This is a genomic window from Brachybacterium sp., assembly GCF_036379615.1.
GTDB lineage: Bacteria > Actinomycetota > Actinomycetes > Actinomycetales > Dermabacteraceae > Brachybacterium.
This window is the reverse complement of record NZ_DASVGJ010000052.1, coordinates 131,312-150,657: the sequence shown is the minus strand read 5'-3', so window position 1 is coordinate 150,657 and position 19,346 is coordinate 131,312. Positions and strand designations below refer to the sequence as shown.

Here is a 19,346-nt window from a genome sequence, read left to right as displayed (position 1 = left end):
GGATCCCGGCATGGAGCACATCGCCCTGCACACCCGCATCGCCGAAGGGCACGAGGCCGACTACGACCGTGAGCACGCCCGGATCTCCGACGAGCTCGACGCCTCGCTGCGCGCCGCCGGAGTGCATGCCTGGCGGATCTGGCGCGACGGCCGCGACATCTTCCATCTGGTCGAGGTCGAGGACTATGCCGCCATGCGCCGGCAGCTCGCCACGGATCCGGTGAACCGTCGCTGGCAGGAGCACATCAACCAGTTCCTCGAGGTGGTCGATGACTACGGCGGTGAGGACTCCGGGATCCGGCCGGTGTGGTCCCTGCCGAGCCAGGCCCCCGGAGCCATCGCATGAGCGCCGACGACTCGTCGGCCGCGGGATCCGTCACCCTGTCGGCCGCTGCCCGGGCGGCAGGGGCCGCCAGCCCGTCGGCCGCCGCGCCGCTGGAGCTCCCGCGACTGGGCTTCGGCGCCGCCCAGCTCGGCAACCTCTACCGCGCCACCAGCGAGGAGGAGGCCGACGGCGCGGTGCGTGCGGCGTGGGACGCCGGGATCCGGTACTTCGACACCGCCCCCCATTACGGGATCGGCACCAGCGAACGCCGCCTCGGGCAGCGACTGGCCGCATTCCCGCGCCAGGAGTACCTGGTCTCCACCAAGGTGGGACGCCTGCTGCTGCCCGGGCCCGGCACCGGGGACGACCTCGAGAACGCGTTCGCCGTTCCGGACGACCACGTGCGCGAGTGGGACTACTCCGAGGCCGGCGTGCGCCGCTCCCACCAGGAGTCGCTCGATCGGCTGGGCCTGGACCGGGTGGACATCCTCTTCGCGCACGACCCGGAGGAGGGGCCGACGGAGCAGGCCTTCGCCGAAGGGCTGCCGGCCCTCGCCCGAATGCGGGAGGAGGGCCTCGTCCGCGCGGTCGGCGTCGGCTCCAAGGACGCGGACGTGCTCACCCGCGCCGTCCGCACCGGACTGATCGACCTGGTCATGCTCTCGGGCCGGTACACCCTGCTCGAGCAGCACGCCGCCGACGAGCTGCTCGAGGCCTGCGTCGAGCACCACGTCGGCATCGTCGCGGTCTCGGTGTTCAACTCGGGCCTGCTCGCCCAGCACCGCGTGCCCGACGAGGCCACCTACGAGTACGCACAGGCCCCCGCCGAGATCATCGCCCGCGCCCGCGAGCTCGCCGACATCGCCGAGCGGCATGGCGCGCAGCTGCCCGATCTCGCCGTGCAGTTCCCGCTGCGCCACCCGGCCGTGCGCTCCGTGGTGCTGGGCATGCGCACCGAGGCGCAGGTCCGCTCCAACGCAGACCGTATGGATGCGCAGATCCCCGAGGCCGCCTGGGAGGACGTGGAGCGGACGGTGGGGAGCGACGATGGAGCCTGAGCAGCAGGTCACCGACACCCACCTGCACCTGTGGGACCTCGCCGAGAGCCCGTATGCCTGGCTCGCCGGGGCCGATGCGGAGCTGCGCCGCACGGTCGCGATCGAGGATGTGCGCGCGGAACTCGTCGCACTCGGCGTCACCCGGGTGGTGCTGGTCCAGGCCGACGACACCGCCTCGGACACCGCTCACCTGCAGCGCACCGCCCGCGCGATCGAGGCCGAGGGCACGATCCCTCGGGCCGATGTCGTGGGCTGGCTGCCGCTCGCGGACCCTGCCGCGGTGAGCGCCGCGCTCGCCGACCCGCAGCGCACCGACCACCTCGTCGGCGTCCGCCACCTGGTCCACGACGAGCCCGATCCCGGCTTCCTGGACCGTCCCGAGGTGGCGGAGTCGCTGGACCTGCTCGCCGAGGCGGGGTTTCCGCTCGATGTGCCCGACGCCTTCGAGCGCCATATGGCGCAGGTGGTGCGCGTGGCTCGCCGGCACCCCGGCCTCACCGTGGTGCTCGACCATCTCGGCAAGCCGCCGCTGGGCGACGCCGAGGCGATGGCGCGCTGGCAGGAGCAGCTCGAGGAGATCGCCGCCCGCCCCAACCTGGTCGCGAAGGTCTCCGGCCTCTCCACCAGCGGGAACGGGGACTTCGCCGCCGCCGCGGACCTCGCACTGACGCTCTTCGGCGCGGAGCGGCTGATGGTCGGCTCGGACTGGCCGATCGCGCCGACGCACCGGGATCTCGGCAGCGGCTTCGCGCCCCTGCTCGCCCACGTGCGCACCTGGTCCGCGGCCGACGTCCGAGCCGTCACCCACGGGACCGCGGCGCGGATCTACCGTCGGCCGTGCGAGGCGGAGCTGACGGACGGGGCGGGGCTGACGGACGCCGCGGAGCAGGCGGGCTGAGACCCGCTCACGGGATCGACACGTCACCCTGCTGGATCAGCCACGACTCGACGCCCGCGACGTGCGCGGCCGCATAGGTGCGGGCGAGGTCCGGCCGGCGGGCCTTGAGCGCATCGAGGATCCGACGGTGCTCGGAGAGCGTGCGCTCCACGGCGGAGTCGTCGGTCAGCCCGCGCCACACCCGCGCCCGGGAGGTGGAGCTCGCGAGGCTGTCCAGCAGCGAGGAGAGGTAGTCGTTGGGGCAGCGGTCGTTGATCAGGTGATGGAAGGCGATGTCCGCCTCGACCAGCTCCTCGATGGTGGAGCTGTCGTCGAGATCGGCCATGGTCTGCTCGAGCTGCGCGAAGTCCCGATCGGTCAGGTGCGCGCAGGCCTGCTCGACCGCGGTCGGCTCGAGCAGGCGGCGCAGCTCGATGATCTCCACATAGCTGGAGTCCTGGTGGAGGTCCAGCACGAAGGCGAGGGACTCCAGCAGCTGCTCGGGCTCGAGCGCGGTGACGTAGGTGCCGTCGCCCTGACGCACGTCGAGCACACGGATCACCGACAGCGCCTTGACCGCCTCGCGCAGGGAGTTGCGAGAGACGCCGATCCGCTCGGACAGCTCGCTCTCGGTGGGCAGGCGATCCCCGGGCTTCAGCGTCCCGTCGACCACCATCTGCTTGATTGCGCTGATCGCCCGATCGGTGACGGCGGAGGCCATCAGCGCTCGTCCTCGATCTCCAGCAGGTCCATCGCGCTGGCCTGCTCGATCTGCTCGTGCTCCGGCTGCTCCTTCTGCATCCGCTCGAGGTAGGGCTGCGAGCGCTCCACCTGGCGCTCCAGGTTCGTCACCGTGGTGAGGAAGTTCTGGTTGGCCTGGGTGCGGAAGGCATCGATCCCGTCCATCGTGGTGAACAGGTTGTCGAAGGCCTTCTGCAGCGTCTCCTCGGAGACCCCGCTGGTCGCGGCCTGCTCCTGGATCTTCAGGGAGTTGTCCGCGAGCATCTGCGAGGTGCGGGAGATGAGGTTGTCGGTGGTGCGGTTGACCGCGTCGATCTGGTCCAGCACGATCTTCTGGTTCTCGAGCGCCTGGGCGGTGATCACCGCGGTGCGCAGGGCGGTGACGGTGGTGGTCCGTGCCCGCTCCACACCCTGCTGGAGCTTGGTGTTGTTGTCCTCGATGAGGCCCATCGACAGGTAGGCCTGCACGGTGACCGCGATCTGGGTGGCCACGTCCTGGCGGCGCTGGCGCACGGCGAACAGCACGTCCCGCTCGAGGGCGTCGGCCTCGGCGGCCTTCCCCTCGGCGCGGGTCTGCTCCGCCCGGCGCACGGCGCGGTCGTCCAGCAGGCTCAGCAGGTAGGAGGCCTTCTTCAGCGCGGCGAGGTCGTCCCACAGCGCGCGGCGCTCCACGGCCAGCTCGGCGTTGTCCTTCTGCAGCATCTCCTGACCGCGGCCGAGCGCGCCGAGCACCTGGTCGAGCTGATCCTGGTTGGTCTCGAAGCCGCGGAAGTACCGCTTGGCCATGTTGCGGCCGGGCAGCCAGCCCAGCGCCTTGTCCGCGAAGGTCTCCTCCTTCGGGGCGAGATCCTCCATGGTGGTGCGCAGCTCGGAGAGCGACTTCGCGACCGACTCCTGGGCGTTGCCCTTCTCCTTCGACTCCCGCAGCGACTGCTGCATGAAGCGGGAGGAGGTCTGGCTGGTGCGCTCGAAGGTGCGCCGCGCGACCGCGCCGAGCGCGTTGACCTGCGCGGTGTACTCCTGGGAGTGAGGGTTCAGCTGCGCGACCTGCTCGACCCAGGCGTCGGCCCTCTGTTCGAGCTCGGCCTGCTGCTCGGCGGGGACGTCCGGCAGCATCGCGCCGGCCTGGTCGTCCTCGACCGACTCGACGGGCTCGGCGGGAGTGATCTCCTGGGCGGGTGTGGGCGGCTCGAGCGTGGTCATCAGTGCCTCCTGGGCGATTGTCAGGTGGGAGTGTTCGGGGTGGCGGTCAGACGTCGATGATGGGGTTCAGGTGCTGGTCGGCGAAGCGGGTGCGCAGGAACTCGGCGTGCACCTCGAGGGACCGGGAGACCCCGCCGACGATGTCGGCCTCGATCTGCTCCACCCCCTCGGCCAGCACGTTCAGCTGCTGGTCGACGCTCTCGAGGCTCGCCAGCGCCTCCTGCCGGGCGGAGCCGGCGAAGGTCTGCAGGAAGCCGATGGTGTCGCTCGCCGCATCCAGCAGCTCGGGCACATAGCGGCAGGCGATCCCCTCGAGCATCATCACCTCGGAGGCCGAGGGGCGCAGGGACTGCAGCTGCTCGGTGCCCACGAGCGCGTCGATCCGGGTGAGCAGGGCGTCCACGTCGGTGAGCACCAGCGCGGCCGACGGCGCGCTGCTGGCCTGCGAGCGCAGCTGCGCGACCCGTCCGCGGGTGCGCTCATCGGCGGCCAGGATCTTCTCGAGCACCTCCCGGGTGCTGTCCGGCACCGACGCATCCAGCACCGGGCGCTCCGCGGAGTCGCGGCGCGGGGTGTTGAGCAGCGCACCGCTGCCGCCGAGGGTCACCACGCCCACGCCCGCCGCGGCGCCGAGCGCGAGCAGGGGGCCGAGGAGCCCGGTGCCGAGCCCGACGGCGAGGGTGAGGACCGCGGCGAGCCCGCCCAGCAGCACCGGCGCCCCGAAGCGCACCAGCGGAGAGCGGCGGGGGTGGCCGACGGCACGGGAGGTGGGGGAGTGGACCTTCCCCTCGAGGGGCTTCTCGATCGGTCCCCACAGGTCGCGGCGCTCGGCGGTCGCCTTCCACGGCAGGTCGACGTCGCCGGGGGCTGTCTGCGGGGAGGATGCTGAGGCGCTCCGCGGCGGCGTGCCCTGGGCGCCGGACGGGGGAGAAGCGGGCGCGAAGGGATCCGGGAACCGGTTGGTCCCGCTGGTCGGCTGCTGGGCCGACGGATCGTGCTCTGCGCTCATTGGTCCCCGCTGTCCTGCCCGAGAGGGTGACGGGGCACGGTGCGGCGGGAGCGGTCCACGGACGTTCCCGCTCTCGTGCAGGCGCCCCGTCAGGGCGTGCGAACAGGTTATCGCGCAGCGCTGGACATCGGCCGAGGGTTTCTCGGGCGTGTGCTCAGTGCGGTAACGGCAGCTCGGACGGACAACTGCGCACTCACCCCTGCGGCACGGACTCCCAGCGCCGCGAGGCCGCCGAGCGCACCACGGCCTCGCAGATCTCCGCCGCGGAGAGCCCGTCGGCCGCATTCGGCGCGAGGTGCGTGCCGCGCGTGACGTCGGAGAGGAACGAGGCGGCCTCGATGGTCTTGAGATCGTCGAAGCTCATGGGGATGCCCGGGCCGGGCTGGAAGCGGGCGTAGTCGCCGTGGCCGGGGGCGGCCAGCACTGTGGTGTAGCCGTGCTCGGTGCCGCCCTCGCCGATCATCACCTCGAACTCGTTCATGCGGGTGAAGGACCAGCGCGCCGAGCCCTCGGTGCCGAACACCTCCAGGGCGTAGTCGCTGCGGTGGCCGCGCGCCACGCGGGAGGATTCCAGGGTCGCGTGCGCCCCGCCGGAGAGGGTGGCGAGCGCGGCCACCCAGTCCTCGTTCTGCACCGGGCCGCGCTCGTCGCCGACCTCGAAGCCGCCGTGGCCCACCCCGAGCTTGGTGGGGATCGGACGGTCGGGGAGGAAGATGTCCGAGGTGGCGGTGACCTCGGTGAGACGCTGCCCGGTGACGTGCTGGACGAGGTCCGCGCCGTGGGAGAGCAGATCCCCGATCACGCCGCTGCCGCCCTTGTCGCGGTCGTAGCGCCAGGTCAGCGGGCCATCGGGGGAGGAGGCGTAGTCGGCGTTCAGCCAGCAGCGCACGTTCGTGATCCGGCCCAGCCGGCCGCTCGCGATCAGCTCGCGCAGGTGGGCGACGGCGGGCGCGTGGCGGTAGTTGAAGCCGACGGCGGTCGCGACCCCGACGCCACCGTTCGCGGCGGCCGCCGCATCATGGATCTCGCGGGACTGCGCCGCGGAGACGCCCATCGGCTTCTCGATCCAGAACGGCTTCCCGGCCCGGGCCGCGGCGACGGCGAAGTCGCGGTGCAGGAAGTTCGGCGAGCAGATCGAGACTGCCTCGACCTCGGGATCGGCGAGCACCTCCTCGATGCCGGCCACCGCCTTCTCGAAGCCGAACTGCTCCACGGCCGCCTGCTGGTTCTCCGGGACCGGGTCCGCCGCGACCACGAGGCGGGGACGGATCCCCAGCTCCGGGAAGCGGGAGGGGAGTCGCTGGTAGGAGGAGGCGTGCAGGCGCCCCATCCAGCCCAGGCTCACCAGGCCGATGCCGATCTCTCGCATGCGCGTGCTCCTTCGTCGGGTGTTCGTCGTCGGCCCCGGTGCGCAGCACCCGTCGGCCCGGTGCTCAGCGGCCGCCGAGCTCCTTCTGGATCCGCTCGCGCATCCGCACGTTGATCGCGTCGGCCTCCTCCTCCCAGCCGAACACGCAGACGGAGACGGGCCCGTCGTACTCGCGCTCGCGCAGATAGGCGAAGGCGGAGTCCCAGTCGATCTCGCCGTTGCCGATCTCGTTGTGCTGGTGAATGCGGGCGTCGACCCCGGGCGGGTTCATGATGTAGCGGTTGCCCACGTTCGCGGTGTGGTCGAAGACGTCCGCGATGTGCAGGTGCTTCAGCCGGTCCCCGGCGTAATCCATCATCTCCCGCGGGTCACGGGCACCCTGGCCCAGGTGGTAGGCGTGCGGGAAGCAGAACTCGTAGTTCAGCCAGTCGCGGTCCACCCCGCGGATCACCTGCACCGCCCGGTCGTTCTCCTCGACGAAGTCGTAGGGGTGCGCCTCGATCGTGCACTCCAGCCCGTACCTCTCGAAGACGGGGATCAGCTCCTCCATCGACCGGTAGAACTGCGCCTCGCTCTGGCGGGCGCGGCGGGGGTCCCCGGAGAACTCGGTGGCGATCAGCGGCACCTCGAGGGCGTCGGCGATCTCCAGCAGCCGTCGCCAGTTGCGCACCTGCGCCTGGCGCTCCTGCTCGTCGGGGGAGGCCCAGTCGAACACCGGGTTCAGGGTCCAGATCTTCACGCCGGTCTCGGCCATCGCGGCCTTCACCTCGGCGATCTGGTGACGGTCCACCTTGGGGTGGTGGTGCCACTCGTGGAAGTCGGCGCGCGGTGAGAGCTCGAGGTACTCGAAGCCCAGCTCAGCAGCCTTGCGCAGCTCGCCCGCGACCGAGAGGTGCGGGTGGTACATCGACGGGTCCAGCAGGATCTTCACCATCTCGGGCTCCTCACTTGATGCCGAGGCCGCATTCGGCCAGGAACTCGCGGGTGGCGATCGCGTTGGGCAGCGGGAGCCCCGGCTCGCAGGGGTAGAGGTCCTGCTCGCAGATCACGTACAGCTCCTTGTCGAGCGTCGCGAGCTTCGCGACCAGGTCCCGCATGTCCGGCAGGCCCTTCGGCGGGCACACCGAGGCGCCCTTGGCGACCGCCTCGCCGAAGGGCCAGTCCTTCTCATGCGCCTCGCGGGTTCTGTCCGGGTCGAAGGCCTTGATGTGCACGTATCCGATGCGCTCGGGGTACTCGTCGATCATCGAGATCGGGTCGCCGCCGCCGTAGACGATGTGCCCGGTGTCCAGGCAGAAGCTCACCAGCTCCGGGTCGGTCGCCTCGAACACGCGGGCGATCTCCTCCGGGGTCTCGATGTGGGAGTCGCCGTGGGGGTGCAGCACCATCGTGAGCCCGTAGTCCTGCTTCATGATGCGACCCAGCTCGTTGGCGTTGGTGACGTACCGCTTCCACGCCTCGCCGGTCAGCTCCCGGTCGTCGGTGAACTGCCAGGTCTTCTCGTCGCGGTACATCGGCGGCAGGTGCACCATGTACTCCGCGCCCACGGCCGCATGGGTCTCGGCGATCGTGCGGAAGGTCCGCTCGGTCTCCGCCCAGGCCTCCTCCTTGTGCAGGATCCCCCAGCCGGTGCCGGCGACGACCCGGAAGCCGTGCTCGTCCATGACGGATCGCAGCTGCTTCGCGTCCTTCGGGAAGTAGCCCCACGGCCCGGTCTCCATGACGGAGAAGCCGGCCTCGGCCATCTCGCCGAGCGCGGTGCGCCAGGGGATCTGCTTCTCGTCCTCGGGGAACCACACGCCCCACTGGTCGGGGCACACCCCGATCGTGAGCTTGTCGAACGGGGCCTCGGGATTGCGGGACGTGTCGAGGCGCTCGGGAGCAGTGGTCATGCGGGCTTCTCCTTCGACGTGCGGGATGCCTGGTGGGCTGGTGTGTGGCTGGTGGCTGGTGGCTGGTGGCTGGTGGCTGGTGGCTGGTGGCTGGTGGCGGGCGGCGGGTGTGGCGGCGGCGGTGGCGGAGGTGGCGGCGGTGGGTGTGGCGTCGGCCTCGGCCCGACCTCGGGGATTGCTTCGATCTGAGCCACTTCGGAGCCGAAACTGGTTCAGATCGAAGCATTTCTACGCGAGGTGCCGCGTGCAGCGCCGGGGTCAGTCGTGGGTCGGGAAGCTCATCGAGGCGTCGACGGTCTCGTTCTGGGAGGGCCAGCGGGTGGTGACGGCCTTCTGGCGGGTGTAGAAGCTGACGCCCTCGGGTCCGTGGGCGTGGTGCTCGCCGAACAGGGAGTCGTTCCAGCCGCCGAAGGAGTAGTAGCCCACGGGGGTGGGGATCGGGACGTTGATGCCGATCATCCCCACCTGGATCTCGTCCTCGAAGCGGCGGGCGTAGTGGCCGGAGTCGGTGAAGATCGCGGTGCCGTTGCCGAAGGGGGAGGAGTTCACCAGGGCGATCGCCTCGTCGAAGTTGTTCACGTGCATCACCACCAGCACCGGCCCGAACACCTCGTCGGTGTAGGTGGGGTGGTCGGCGGGAAGGTCCGTGATGACCGTCGGGCCCACGAAGTTGCCGTTCTCGTGGCCCTCGACGACCAGGCCGCGACCGTCGACCACGATCGTGGCGCCGGCCTGCTCGGCCTCATCGGTCATGCGGATCACGCGCTCGCGGGCATCCGGGGTGATCACCGGCGGCATATCGGTCGCCGGGTCATCACCCGGGCCCACCACCAGCTTCTTCGCCTCGGCGGTGATCGCGGCGACGAACGCGTCATGCGCATCACCCACGGTGACCGCGACCGGCACGGCCATGCAGCGCTCACCCGCGGAGCCGAACGCGCCGGAGGCGACCTGACCGGCGGCGAACTCGATGTTCGCATCCGGCATGATCACGGCGTGGTTGTTCGCCCCGCCGAGGGCCTGGACCCGCTTCCCGGCCGCGGACGCGGTGGCGTGGACATGCCGGGCGATCGGGGTGGAGCCCACGAACGACACCGCGGAGACGCCATCGTGCGTGGACAGCGCATCGACCACGGTCTTCCCGCCGTGGACCACCTGGAACACACCCGTGGGCAGTCCGGCCTCCTGGTAGAGGCGGGCGACGATGTTCGAGGCCGAGGGGTCCCGCTCGGAGGGCTTGAGGATGAACGCGTTGCCGGTCGCGATCGCGACCGGGTGCATCCAGAACGGCACCATGGCCGGGAAGTTGAACGGGGTGATCCCGGCGACCACACCGAGGGGCTGGCGCAGGGTGTGCGCGTCGACCCCGGTGGAGACGTTCGCGGAGAACCCGCCCTTGAGGTCCTGGGTGATCGAGGTCGCGAACTCCAGAGTCTCCAGGCCGCGAGCGATCTCGCCCTTCGCGTCACCGATCGTCTTGCCGTGCTCGCGGGAGATGACCTGGGCGATCTCGTCGGTGTGCTCGATCATCAGCTCACGCATGCGGTAGAGGATCTGGGTGCGCTTGGCCAGCGACGTCCTGCCCCACTCCTTCTGCGCGGCCGCGGCGACCTGCACCGCCCGGTCGACGGTCGAGGCGTCCCCCAGATGCAGGGTGCCGACCTCCGCACCGGTGGCAGGGTTCATGATCGGCTGCGTGCTGCCGGTGGTCCCGGCCTCCTCGCGGCCGTCGATCCAGTGCGTGATCTCGTATCCCATGGGTCTCTCCTCGGGTGAGCGGGTGATGTGGGGGCGGCCGACGTCTCGGGCCGGGGTGTCAGAGGTAGTGGCGCTGCGGGGACTGCTTGTCCTCGTAGACGCCGCGGGCGGTCCGGGTGGACTCGAGGGTCGAGACCTCCGAGACCGGCACGTCCCACCAGCCGTTGCCGGGCGGGTGCGGCCCGTACAGGTTCGTGTTGACCACGATCGCGGTGGCCTCGCTCGAGGCCTCGGCGCGGCGGTACGCCTCGCGGAAGGATTCGGTGTCGGAGACCTCCTGGACCTCGACGCCGTAGGAGCGGATGTTGGCCGGGATGTCCAGCGGCACCAGAGCGCCGTCGAGCAGTCCCGACTTCTCGTCGCGCATGCGGTACTTGGTGCCGAAGCGCTGGCTGCCGTGCGACTCGGACAGCGAGCCGATGGAGGACCAGCCGTGGTTCTGGAGGATCACCAGGATGACCTTCACGCGCTCCGAGACGATCGTGGCGATCTCCTGCGGAGCCATCTGGAAGGTGCCGTCGCCGATGATCGCGACCACCTCCGAGTCGGGGGCGGCCATCTTCGCGCCGAGCGAGGCCGGCAGCTCGTAGCCCATGCACGAGTAGCCGTACTCCAGGTGGTACTGCAGCGGCGAGCGTGCCTTCCACAGCGCCTGCAGGTCACCGGGCATGGACCCGGCGGCGTTGATGACGATGTCCTCATCGCCCATCATCTCGTTGAGCGCTCCGAAGATCTCGGTCTGGGCGGGCAGCTCCTGGTCGTGCGGGGCGAAGCAGGGCTCGATCAGCCGCTCCCACTCGGCGCGCAGGGCGCGGGCGCGCTCGGCATGCGCGGCGGGTGCTCGATAGTCGGCGGCCGACGGGGCGGTGTCGGGTGCGGCCGACTCTTCGGCGGCGCCGGTCCCGGTCGCGTCGGGCCCGTGTGCGTCAGTGCCCGCGAGTGCCCCGCGCAGGGCGTCGAGCCCGGCGCGGGCATCGGTGACGACCATGGTCGCGGAGTGCTTGGCGGCGTCGAACGCCTTGACGTTGAGGTTCACGAACCGCACATCGGGGTTCTGGAAGGCGGTGTGGGAGGCGGTGGTGAAGTCCGTGTAGCGGGTGCCCACGCCGATCACGACGTCGGCCTCGGCGGCGAGCTCGTTGGCGGCGTTGTTGCCGGTGGAGCCGACGCCGCCGATGCACAGCGGATGGTCGGCGCTGAGCGCGCCCTTGCCGGCCTGGGTGTCGAGCACCGGGATGGAGGTGGCATCGGCGAAGGCCGCCAGCGCCTCGCTCGCCTCGGAGTAGATCGTGCCGCCGCCGGCGATCAGCACCGGCCTCCTCGCGGAGCGGATCACCTCGGCCGCGCGCTCGAGCGCGGCGGGCTCGGGCACCGGGCGGGCCACGTGCCAGGTGCGCTCGCGGAAGAACTCCAGCGGCCAGTCGAAGGCCTCGGCCTGCACGTCCTGCGGCAGGGAGAGGGTCACCGCGCCGGTCTCGGCCGGGTCGGTGAGCACGCGCATGGCCTGGAGCGCGGCGGGGATCAGCTGCTCGGGCCGTGAGATGCGGTCGAAGTAGCGCGAGACGGGGCGGAAGGCGTCGTTGACGGAGACGTCCCCGCCGGTCTCGTCCTCGAGCTGCTGCAGCACCGGGTCGACGGTGCGGGTGGCGAAGATGTCGCTGGGCAGGATCAGCACGGGGATGCGGTCGATGGTGGCCAGCGCCGCGCCGGTGAGCATGTTCGTGGAGCCGGGGCCGATCGAGGCGGTGCAGGCGAAGGTCTGCAGGCGGTTCTTCGTCCGGGCGTAGGCGACGGCCGTGTGCACCATGTTCTGCTCGTTGCGCGCCATGTGGAACGGCATCGCCGCTTCCCCGTCGGCCGGATCCTGAGCGTTCTGGAGCAGCGCCTGGCCGAGCCCGGCGACGTTGCCGTGGCCGAAGATCCCGAAGGTGCCGGGGATGAAGCGCTCGCGGAGGCCGTCGCGCTCGGCGTACTGGACGGTCAGGAACCGCACCAGTGCCTGGGCGACGGTCAGGCGGACGGTGCCGACGGGGCGGGGCATCCCCGCGGGGTGGGTGCTCCCGGCGGGACGCGCGCTCCCGGTGGCGGTCGGGGAGTTCTCGCTCATGCTGCCTCCGTTGTGCAGGCCCGCCGCGCAGGGCGGGACATGGGTGGCACCGTCGGACGCGGTCCACTCGACGGTGAGTTCGTCAGGCACCAGCATGGACCTCCGACGAGGCCATGTCAAGACATTGTCCTGACAAGAGATTCTCGCGCCTCCGCCCTGGGTGCAGGGGATTCTCCAGGCTCCGCGGGTCGACCACCTCTTCCCTGGCATGAAGATCGTGTGCTAGCTTGCCGCCAAGTCCGCATGACTCGGCCTATAAGACCGAACAATTCATGATTCCCGGCAAGCTTAGGCCTGACAAAGTGTCCGGTCGCCGTGGCACCGGGAACGGCCCACCCACCGCGCAGGAACCGGCACGGCATCGCATCGCCGCCGGCACCGCGCACCGACGCCCCGGCGTCGGACTCAGGTTCCAAGGAGGGAACATGAGCTCCACCCCCACAGCGGAGACCGCCCGGATACGAGAACTGGTGCGCTCGACACCCGCCTCCGGCCCCAAGCGCTCCATCGGCCTGCTCGCCGTCGTCGCCTGCCTCGGCGGCTTCCTGTTCGGCTACGACACCGGCGTCATCTCCGGCGCCCTGCCCTACATGCTCATGCCCGAGGCCGCCGGAGGCCTCGAGCTGACCTCCCTCGAGGAGGGGCTGATCGGCGGCATCCTGCTGCTGGGCTGCGCCGTCGGCGCCGTCGTCGGCGGCCGGATGTCCGACCTCTACGGCCGCCGCCACAACATCCTGCTGCTGGCCGGGGTGTTCTTCGTCGGCGCCGTGGGCTGTGCGCTGGCACCGAACCTCACCGTCATGTACCTCGCCCGCTTCGTGCTGGGCCTGGCCGTGGGCGGCGCCTCCACCACGGTGCCCGTCTACCTCTCCGAATCCGCTCCCAAGGAGCAGCGCGGCATGCTGGTGGCCGTCGACCAGCTGATGATCGTCACCGGCCAGTTCGCCGCCTTCGTCATGAACGCGATCATCGCCTCGATCCAGGGCGGCCCGACCGCCGAGGTCGCGAGCGACCCCTCCGGCACGTACCAGGCCGGCGAGAGCGTCGGCTGGGACACCCTCGCCGCGATCGGCGGCGTCACCGTCGCCGACGGCAACGGCCATGCCTGGCGCTGGATGCTGGCGATCTGCTCCCTGCCCGCGATCGCGCTGTGGATCGGGATCCGCATGATGCCCGAGTCCGCCCGCTGGCACGTGCGCCGCGGCGAGCTCGCCGCGGCGATCGGCTCGCTCAAACGGATCCGTGTCGAGGGCAAGCACGACGTCGTCGTCGAGGTCGCCGAGATGGCGGACAACCAGCGGCAGGAGGAGAAGCGCGAGAAGCTCAGCCTGGGCCACGCGATCAAGGTCCCGTGGCTGCGCTCGATCATCATCTTCGGCGGCATCTTCGCGATCCTCCAGCAGCTCACCGGCGTGAACACGATGATGTACTACGCCCCGCGGGTGCTGATGGCGGCCGGCTTCGACGCGCAGGCCTCGATCATCCTCAACGTCTTCACGGGCCTCGCCTCGGTGATCGGCTCGACCCTCGGCCTGCTCGCGCTGCGCCGCTTCGGCCGACGCCAGGTGCTGCTGGTGGGCCAGACGATCCTCACCCTCTCCCTGATCGCGATGACCGCGATCTTCCTGCTCGGGATCAACCCCTATATCGATGCCTCCGGCGCCGTCTCCGAGGACATCCCCGGCTTCGTGCCGTACCTCGTGGTGGTCGTGATCGTGCTGTTCATGCTCGGCATGCAGGCGGGCCCCGGCCCGGTGATGTGGGTGATGCTCTCGGAGATCTTCCCCAATGCGATCCGTGGCGCCGCCAACGGCTTCGCCGTGATGATCCTGTGGATCGCCAACATGGTCGTCACCTTCACGTTCCCGCTGATGATGTCCGGGCTCGGCCCGGTGCTCACCTACGGGATCTACGCCGCCATCAACATCTTCGCCGTGATCTGGTACTTCGTGCGGATCCCGGAGACCAAGAAGTTCACCCTCGAACGCATCGAATGGGAGTTCCGCGAGGCCGGCGGCGTGATCCGCCTGCGCTGATCCCCTGGCCGACGCTGCTCGCCACGCTCGTCGCACGATCCGCCCGCCCCGTCGCAGGGTCGGCCCCGCCGCAGAGCTGGCAGATTCCCCGCTGAGCACCGTCCGACCCCCGAAAGCTCTCTCCGACCCCCGAAAGGACCCTCACCATGACCTCCGCTCCGCTCTCCGTCGCCGTGATCGGCGCCGGCATGGCCGGCAGGACCCACGCGAACGCCTGGCGTCAGGCCGGCACCGTCTACGACCTCGGGCTGCCGCCGGTGCGGCTCGCCACCATCGCCGACGCGCACCTGCCCTTCGCCGAGGACGCCGCCGCCCGCTACGGCTACGAGCGCGCCGTCGGCGACTGGCGCGAGGTCGCGGGTGATGACTCGATCGACATCGTCTCGATCGTGGTGGGCAATGCGCTGCACCGCGAGATCGCCGAGGCCATGGCCGCGGCCGGCAAGCACGTGCTGTGCGAGAAGCCCCTGGCGGGCACCCTCGAGGATGCCGAGGCGATGGCCGCCCTCGAGCAGGAGCACCCGGACCTGGTGCTCGCCACCGGGTACACCTTCCGCCGCAACGCCGGCATCGCGATGCTCGCCAAGCTCGCCGAGGAGGGCGCGCTCGGCGAGGTCGCCCACCTCGACGCCCGCTACTGGTGCGACTACGGCGCCGACGAGAACGTGCCGATGGCCTGGCGCTACAAGGGGCCGATGGGCTCGGGTGCGCTCGGAGACGTCGGCTCCCACCTGGTCGACTCCGCCGAGCTGATCCTCGGCCCGCTGGTCGAGGTCTCCGGGGCGCAGCTGGTGCAGACCATCACCGAGCGTCCCGTCGCCAGCGGCGCCGTCGCCGGCGGGCGCGGAGTCGCGGCCGCCTCCGACGCCCCGAAGGAGAAGGTGGAGAACGACGACGTCGCCACCTTCACCGCCCGCTTCGCCTCGGGCGCGGCCGGCACCTTCTCGGTCTCCCGCGTGGCCCGCGGCCTGCCCAACTACAAGGCCCTCACGGTGCTGGGCACCGGCGGCACCGCGAGCTGGTCCCTGGACCGCACCGGCGAGATCCAGATCGCCGACGGGTCCTCGCCGGCCGGGCTCGGCGGCCTGCGCCAGGTGCTCGTCAACCCCGAGTTCCCCTACTTCGGCAACGGCTCCTCGATGGCCTTCGGCGGCGTGGGCCTGAACCAGATCGAGCAGTTCACCTACCAGGCCCACGCCTTCCTGCAGCAGGTCGCGGGCATCACCGAGGGGGCGCTGCCGCGCTGCGCGAGCTTCACCGACGGCTACCGCCAGATGCGCATCCTCGACGCCGTCGCCCGCTCCGCCGCCGAGGGCGGCGCGGCCATCACGATCGACTGACCGCCCCGCCGCTCGTCGGCCGCGCACCCCTCGCACAGATCCCGAAAGGAACCCCGCCATGGCCTTCACCTACGGCGCATACACCGCCTGCCTGCAGGACCGCACCCTCGAGGAGGCGCTCGACGTGCTCGCCCGGGCGGGTCTGAGCGGCGCGGAGATCAACACCGGCGGGTTCATCCCCGCGCCCCACGCCCACGTCGACCTCCTGCTGTCGAGCGAGCGGGCCCGCGCCGACTACCTGACGATCTTCGACGCCCAGGGCATCGCCCTGACCGGCCTCACCGTCTCCGGTAACCCGCTGTCCCCACTGCCCACCGAAGGACTCCCGCACGCTCACGACCTGCGCCGCACCATCGAGCTCGCCGGAAAGCTCGGGATCCGCGACGTGGTCGCCATGTCCGGCACCCCCGGCACCGATCCCGGCGCCCGCTACCCCGCCTGGATCGTGAACCCCTGGAACGGCATCGACCTGGAGATCCTGGACTACCAGTGGTCCGTCGCCGTGCCCTTCTGGAAGGAGATCGACGCGCTCGCGCGGGAGCATGACGTGCAGGTCGCCCTCGAGATGCACCCCCGCAACCTCGTGTTCTCCCCGCCGACCTTCGAGCGGTTCGTCGAGCTCGTCCGGCCGACGAACATCGGTGTGAACCTCGACCCCTCGCACCTGTTCTGGCAGCAGATGGATCCGATCGCCTGCATCGAGCGGCTGGGCACGCACATCACCCACGTCCATGCCAAGGACGCCGCTGTGCTCCCGGGCGCCGCGGTGCGCGGCGTGCTCGACACCGCCTTCGACCCCGTCCCCGAGGACCCGGCGCAGCGCACCCCCACCGGCATCGGCCACCACTGCTCCACCTGGCCGGAGGACCCGGCCTGGCGATTCGTGGCCCTCGGCGACGGGCGCACCGCGCTCGGGGAGCACGACGCGGACTACTGGGCCCGGTTCCTGGGGGCCCTGGCGGCCGTGAACCCGGATCTGAACATCAACATCGAGCACGAGGACGCCGCCTTCGGCAACGTCGAGGGACTCGAGCGGGGTGCCCGCACCCTGCTGGCCGCCGCCGAGCGCGCCGGCGCCTGACCCGGCCACGACAAAGGACCCTGATATGCCTCTCGTCCGCATCACCCAGCACGACGTCCGCACCCCCGAGCAGTCCCGCCAGATGGCCGACATCGTCCAGGAGGTCATGCTCGAGCTGTTCGACGCCCCGCCCGGCGACCGCTACCAGATCGTGGAGGCCCTGCCGGTCGGCTCGATCATCGCCGAGGACACCGGGCTCGGCATCGAGCGCAGCGACGGCGTGGTCATCGTCCACGTCACCCAGCAGGGCCGCAGCACCGAGCAGAAGACGGCCATCTACGCCGCGCTCGCCGAGCGCCTCGCGGCCGCAGGGCTGGTGCGGCCGGAGGACCTCATCGTCTCGGTGGTCCACAACGACCGCGAGGACTGGTCCTTCGGTCACGGCCGCGCACAGTTCCTCACCGGCGAGCTGTGAACAGCACTGCCAGACATTGACCGCCATTTGTCTGGACAAAGACTGATGCTCGTGGGATCATGGGAGCATCCGCCGGACCGTCGGGCACGGCAGCAGTCACACACGGCACCGACCCAGGTTTTTCGACGCAGGGAGGCATGGAGACCCATGGCAGCAGACCTCGACATCATCACGTTCGGACGCAGCGGCGTCGATATCTACCCCTTGGAGATCGAGAAGGGGCTCGAGGACATCTACAGCTTCGGCAAGTTCCTCGGGGGCAGCCCCATGAACGTCGCCGTCGCGGCGGCGCGGCTCGGCCACCAGCCCGGAGTGATCACCGGCGTGGGCGATGATCCCTTCGGCCGGTACGTGGTCAAGGAGATGGAGCGGCTGGGGGTCGCGAGCCGATTCGTGGTGAAGAACGACGAACTCAACACCCCGATCACCCTGTGCGAGATCTTCCCTCCGGACGACTTCCCGCTGTACTTCTACCGCAAGCCCAGCGCCCCGGACCTGCAGGTCGCTCCCGAGCACCTCGATCTCGAGGCCATCAGGGACGTCCCACTGTTCTGGTTCTCCGGCACCGGCCTGTCCGAGGAGCCCAGCCGCTCCGCGCACTTCGCCGCGCTCGAGGCCCGCGGCCGCACCGCGCACACCGTCTTCGACCTCGACTACCGGCCGATGTTCTGGTCCAGCCCCGGCGAGGCCCGCGAGCAGTACCGCGAGGCCCTGAAGCACACCACCGTCGCCGTCGGCAACAAGGAGGAGTGCGAGGTCGCCGTCGGGGAGACCGAGCCCGAGCGGGCGGCCGACGCGCTGCTCGAGGCGGGCGTGCAGATCGCGATCGTCAAGCAGGGCCCCCGAGGCGTGCTCGGCAAGACCGCCGACGAGCACGTGGTGGTCGCCCCGAACCTCATTCAGGTGATCAACGGCCTCGGCGCCGGCGACAGCTTCGGCGGCTCGCTCTGCCACGGCCTGCTCACCGGCCAGTCCCTCGAGGAGACGCTCACCCGCTGCAACGCGGCCGGCGCCATCGTCACCAGCCGCCTGGAGTGCTCGACCGCGATGCCCACCACCGAGGAGATCGACCTGCTCATCGGGGGCGGCGACCCCAACCACGGGCAGACGGTCGACCAGATGCTCAGCGCCCTGCGCAGCCGCGGCACGGTCGGGGCGGAGCAGGCATGAGCGCCAGCACCGCCTCCACCGACCTCACCGCCGGCACCACGGCGTCGGCCGGCACCACGGCGTCGGCCGGTTCCACGGAGTTCGTCTCCACCTACGAGGACGTCACGAGGGTCCGCATCGAGGATCCGGGCCGCTTCGCCCGCCTCGCCGCGACCCGTCGGCGGCGCACCGTCGCCGACACCGACGGCACCATGATGATCATCGCCGCGGACCATCCCGCGCGCGGCGCCCTGGGCGTCGGCGCGCGGGGCCAGGCGATGGCCAGCCGCACCGAGCTGCTGGACCGGATGCGCGAGGCGCTCGCCGTGCCCGGGGTGGACGGGGTGCTCGGCACCGCCGACATCCTCGAGGACCTGCTGGTGATGGGCGCCCTGGAGGACAAGGTCGTGTTCGCCTCGATGAACCGCGGCGGGCTGCAGGGCGGCTCCTGGGAGATCGAGGACCGCTTCACCGCCTACGACGCGGCGTCGATCAAGGCGGCCGGCTTCGACGGCGGGAAGATGCTCACCCGCATCGACCTCGACGACGACCGCACCTCCTTCATCCTCGAGGCCAGCGCGCACGCCGTCACCGACCTCGCCCGCCACGAGCTGATCGCGATGGTCGAGCCGTTCCTGTCCTCCCGCCCCGGCGGGCCCGGCACGAAGGTCATCAACGACCTCTCCCCGGAGGCCGTCATCAAATCCATCCACATCGCCCAGGGGCTCGGCGCCACCAGCGCCTACACCTGGTTGAAGCTGCCGGCGGTGGAGGACATGGAGCGCGTCATGGACGCGACCACCATGCCCACCCTGATCCTCGGGGGCGACCCCGCGGACGACGATCCCGAGACCCTGCGGGCCACCTGGAAGCGCGCCCTGGATCGCCCGAACGTGCGCGGGCTGGTCGTCGGCCGCACCCTGCTGTACCCGGCCGGGGATGATGTCACCGCGGCGGTGCGCGCCTCGGTCGACATGATCCGCTGA

17 protein-coding genes are annotated in these 19,346 nt (G+C 70.8%); 9 read left to right on the top strand and 8 right to left on the bottom strand.

The window, feature by feature from the left end; all coding sequences use genetic code 11:
- Positions 1–10 precede the first annotated feature (10 nt).
- The 3 genes from VF289_RS10440 to VF289_RS10430 are packed head-to-tail and all read left to right on the top strand — an operon-like array spanning position 11 to position 2,281.
- A complete protein-coding gene (locus VF289_RS10440) occupies positions 11–346 on the top strand; it encodes an L-rhamnose mutarotase (protein WP_330883773.1) in 336 nt (111 codons plus the stop codon).
- A complete protein-coding gene (locus VF289_RS10435) occupies positions 343–1,383 on the top strand; it encodes an aldo/keto reductase (RefSeq protein WP_330883771.1) in 1,041 nt (346 codons plus the stop codon). The genes VF289_RS10440 and VF289_RS10435 overlap by 4 nt, the downstream gene beginning before the upstream one ends.
- Positions 1,373–2,281 (top strand): amidohydrolase family protein, encoded by a 909-nt coding sequence (locus VF289_RS10430; protein ID WP_330883769.1) that lies wholly within the window; start codon positions 1,373–1,375, stop codon positions 2,279–2,281. The genes VF289_RS10435 and VF289_RS10430 overlap by 11 nt, the downstream gene beginning before the upstream one ends.
- 7 nt (positions 2,282–2,288) lie before the next feature.
- Here the strand turns inward: VF289_RS10430 and VF289_RS10425 are convergent, their stop codons facing one another.
- The 8 genes from VF289_RS10425 to iolD all read right to left on the bottom strand — a co-directional run bounded on the left by VF289_RS10425 (position 2,289) and on the right by iolD (position 12,273).
- Positions 2,289–2,981, bottom strand: a complete 693-nt coding sequence (locus tag VF289_RS10425) for a FadR/GntR family transcriptional regulator (protein WP_330883767.1) — start codon at positions 2,979–2,981, stop codon at positions 2,289–2,291.
- A complete protein-coding gene (locus VF289_RS10420; protein WP_330883766.1) occupies positions 2,981–4,204 on the bottom strand; it encodes a toxic anion resistance protein in 1,224 nt (407 codons plus the stop codon). Before VF289_RS10420 ends, VF289_RS10425 begins: the two co-directional genes overlap by 1 nt.
- A 46-nt stretch (positions 4,205–4,250) precedes the next feature.
- Positions 4,251–5,213, bottom strand: a complete 963-nt coding sequence (locus tag VF289_RS10415; protein ID WP_330883764.1) for a hypothetical protein — start codon at positions 5,211–5,213, stop codon at positions 4,251–4,253.
- A 193-nt stretch (positions 5,214–5,406) separates the two neighbouring features.
- On the bottom strand, positions 5,407–6,582 hold the full coding sequence (locus VF289_RS10410) for a Gfo/Idh/MocA family oxidoreductase (RefSeq protein WP_330883762.1): 1,176 nt from the start codon (positions 6,580–6,582) through the stop codon (positions 5,407–5,409).
- A 64-nt stretch (positions 6,583–6,646) separates the two neighbouring features.
- On the bottom strand, positions 6,647–7,516 hold the full coding sequence (locus VF289_RS10405) for a sugar phosphate isomerase/epimerase (protein ID WP_330883760.1): 870 nt from the start codon (positions 7,514–7,516) through the stop codon (positions 6,647–6,649).
- A 10-nt stretch (positions 7,517–7,526) separates the two neighbouring features.
- On the bottom strand, positions 7,527–8,474 hold the full coding sequence (locus tag VF289_RS10400; protein ID WP_330883758.1) for a TIM barrel protein: 948 nt from the start codon (positions 8,472–8,474) through the stop codon (positions 7,527–7,529).
- A 258-nt stretch (positions 8,475–8,732) separates the two neighbouring features.
- Positions 8,733–10,232 (bottom strand): CoA-acylating methylmalonate-semialdehyde dehydrogenase, encoded by a 1,500-nt coding sequence (locus VF289_RS10395; protein ID WP_330883756.1) that lies wholly within the window; start codon positions 10,230–10,232, stop codon positions 8,733–8,735.
- Positions 10,233–10,290: 58 nt separating this feature from the next.
- The gene (iolD, locus tag VF289_RS10390; protein WP_330883825.1) at positions 10,291–12,273 is read right to left on the bottom strand and encodes a 3D-(3,5/4)-trihydroxycyclohexane-1,2-dione acylhydrolase (decyclizing); all 1,983 of its coding nucleotides are present in this window, start codon (positions 12,271–12,273) and stop codon (positions 10,291–10,293) included.
- 491 nt (positions 12,274–12,764) lie between these two features.
- Here iolD and VF289_RS10385 point away from each other — a divergent pair, with 491 nt between their 5' ends.
- The 6 genes from VF289_RS10385 to VF289_RS10360 all read left to right on the top strand — a co-directional run bounded on the left by VF289_RS10385 (position 12,765) and on the right by VF289_RS10360 (position 19,346).
- A complete protein-coding gene (locus VF289_RS10385; RefSeq protein WP_330883754.1) occupies positions 12,765–14,375 on the top strand; it encodes an MFS transporter in 1,611 nt (536 codons plus the stop codon).
- Between the two features lie 146 nt (positions 14,376–14,521).
- Positions 14,522–15,715: a Gfo/Idh/MocA family oxidoreductase gene (locus tag VF289_RS10380; RefSeq protein ID WP_330883752.1), complete on the top strand. Its 1,194-nt coding sequence runs from the start codon at positions 14,522–14,524 to the stop codon at positions 15,713–15,715.
- A gap of 58 nt (positions 15,716–15,773) precedes the next feature.
- On the top strand, positions 15,774–16,796 hold the full coding sequence (locus VF289_RS10375) for a sugar phosphate isomerase/epimerase (protein ID WP_330883750.1): 1,023 nt from the start codon (positions 15,774–15,776) through the stop codon (positions 16,794–16,796).
- Between the two features lie 25 nt (positions 16,797–16,821).
- Positions 16,822–17,211, top strand: coding sequence for a tautomerase family protein (locus tag VF289_RS10370; protein WP_330883748.1), 390 nt, complete (start codon positions 16,822–16,824; stop codon positions 17,209–17,211).
- Between the two features lie 147 nt (positions 17,212–17,358).
- Positions 17,359–18,381: a 5-dehydro-2-deoxygluconokinase gene (gene iolC / locus VF289_RS10365; RefSeq protein ID WP_330883746.1), complete on the top strand. Its 1,023-nt coding sequence runs from the start codon at positions 17,359–17,361 to the stop codon at positions 18,379–18,381.
- On the top strand, positions 18,378–19,346 hold the full coding sequence (locus tag VF289_RS10360; RefSeq protein ID WP_330883744.1) for a Cgl0159 family (beta/alpha)8-fold protein: 969 nt from the start codon (positions 18,378–18,380) through the stop codon (positions 19,344–19,346). Before iolC ends, VF289_RS10360 begins: the two co-directional genes overlap by 4 nt.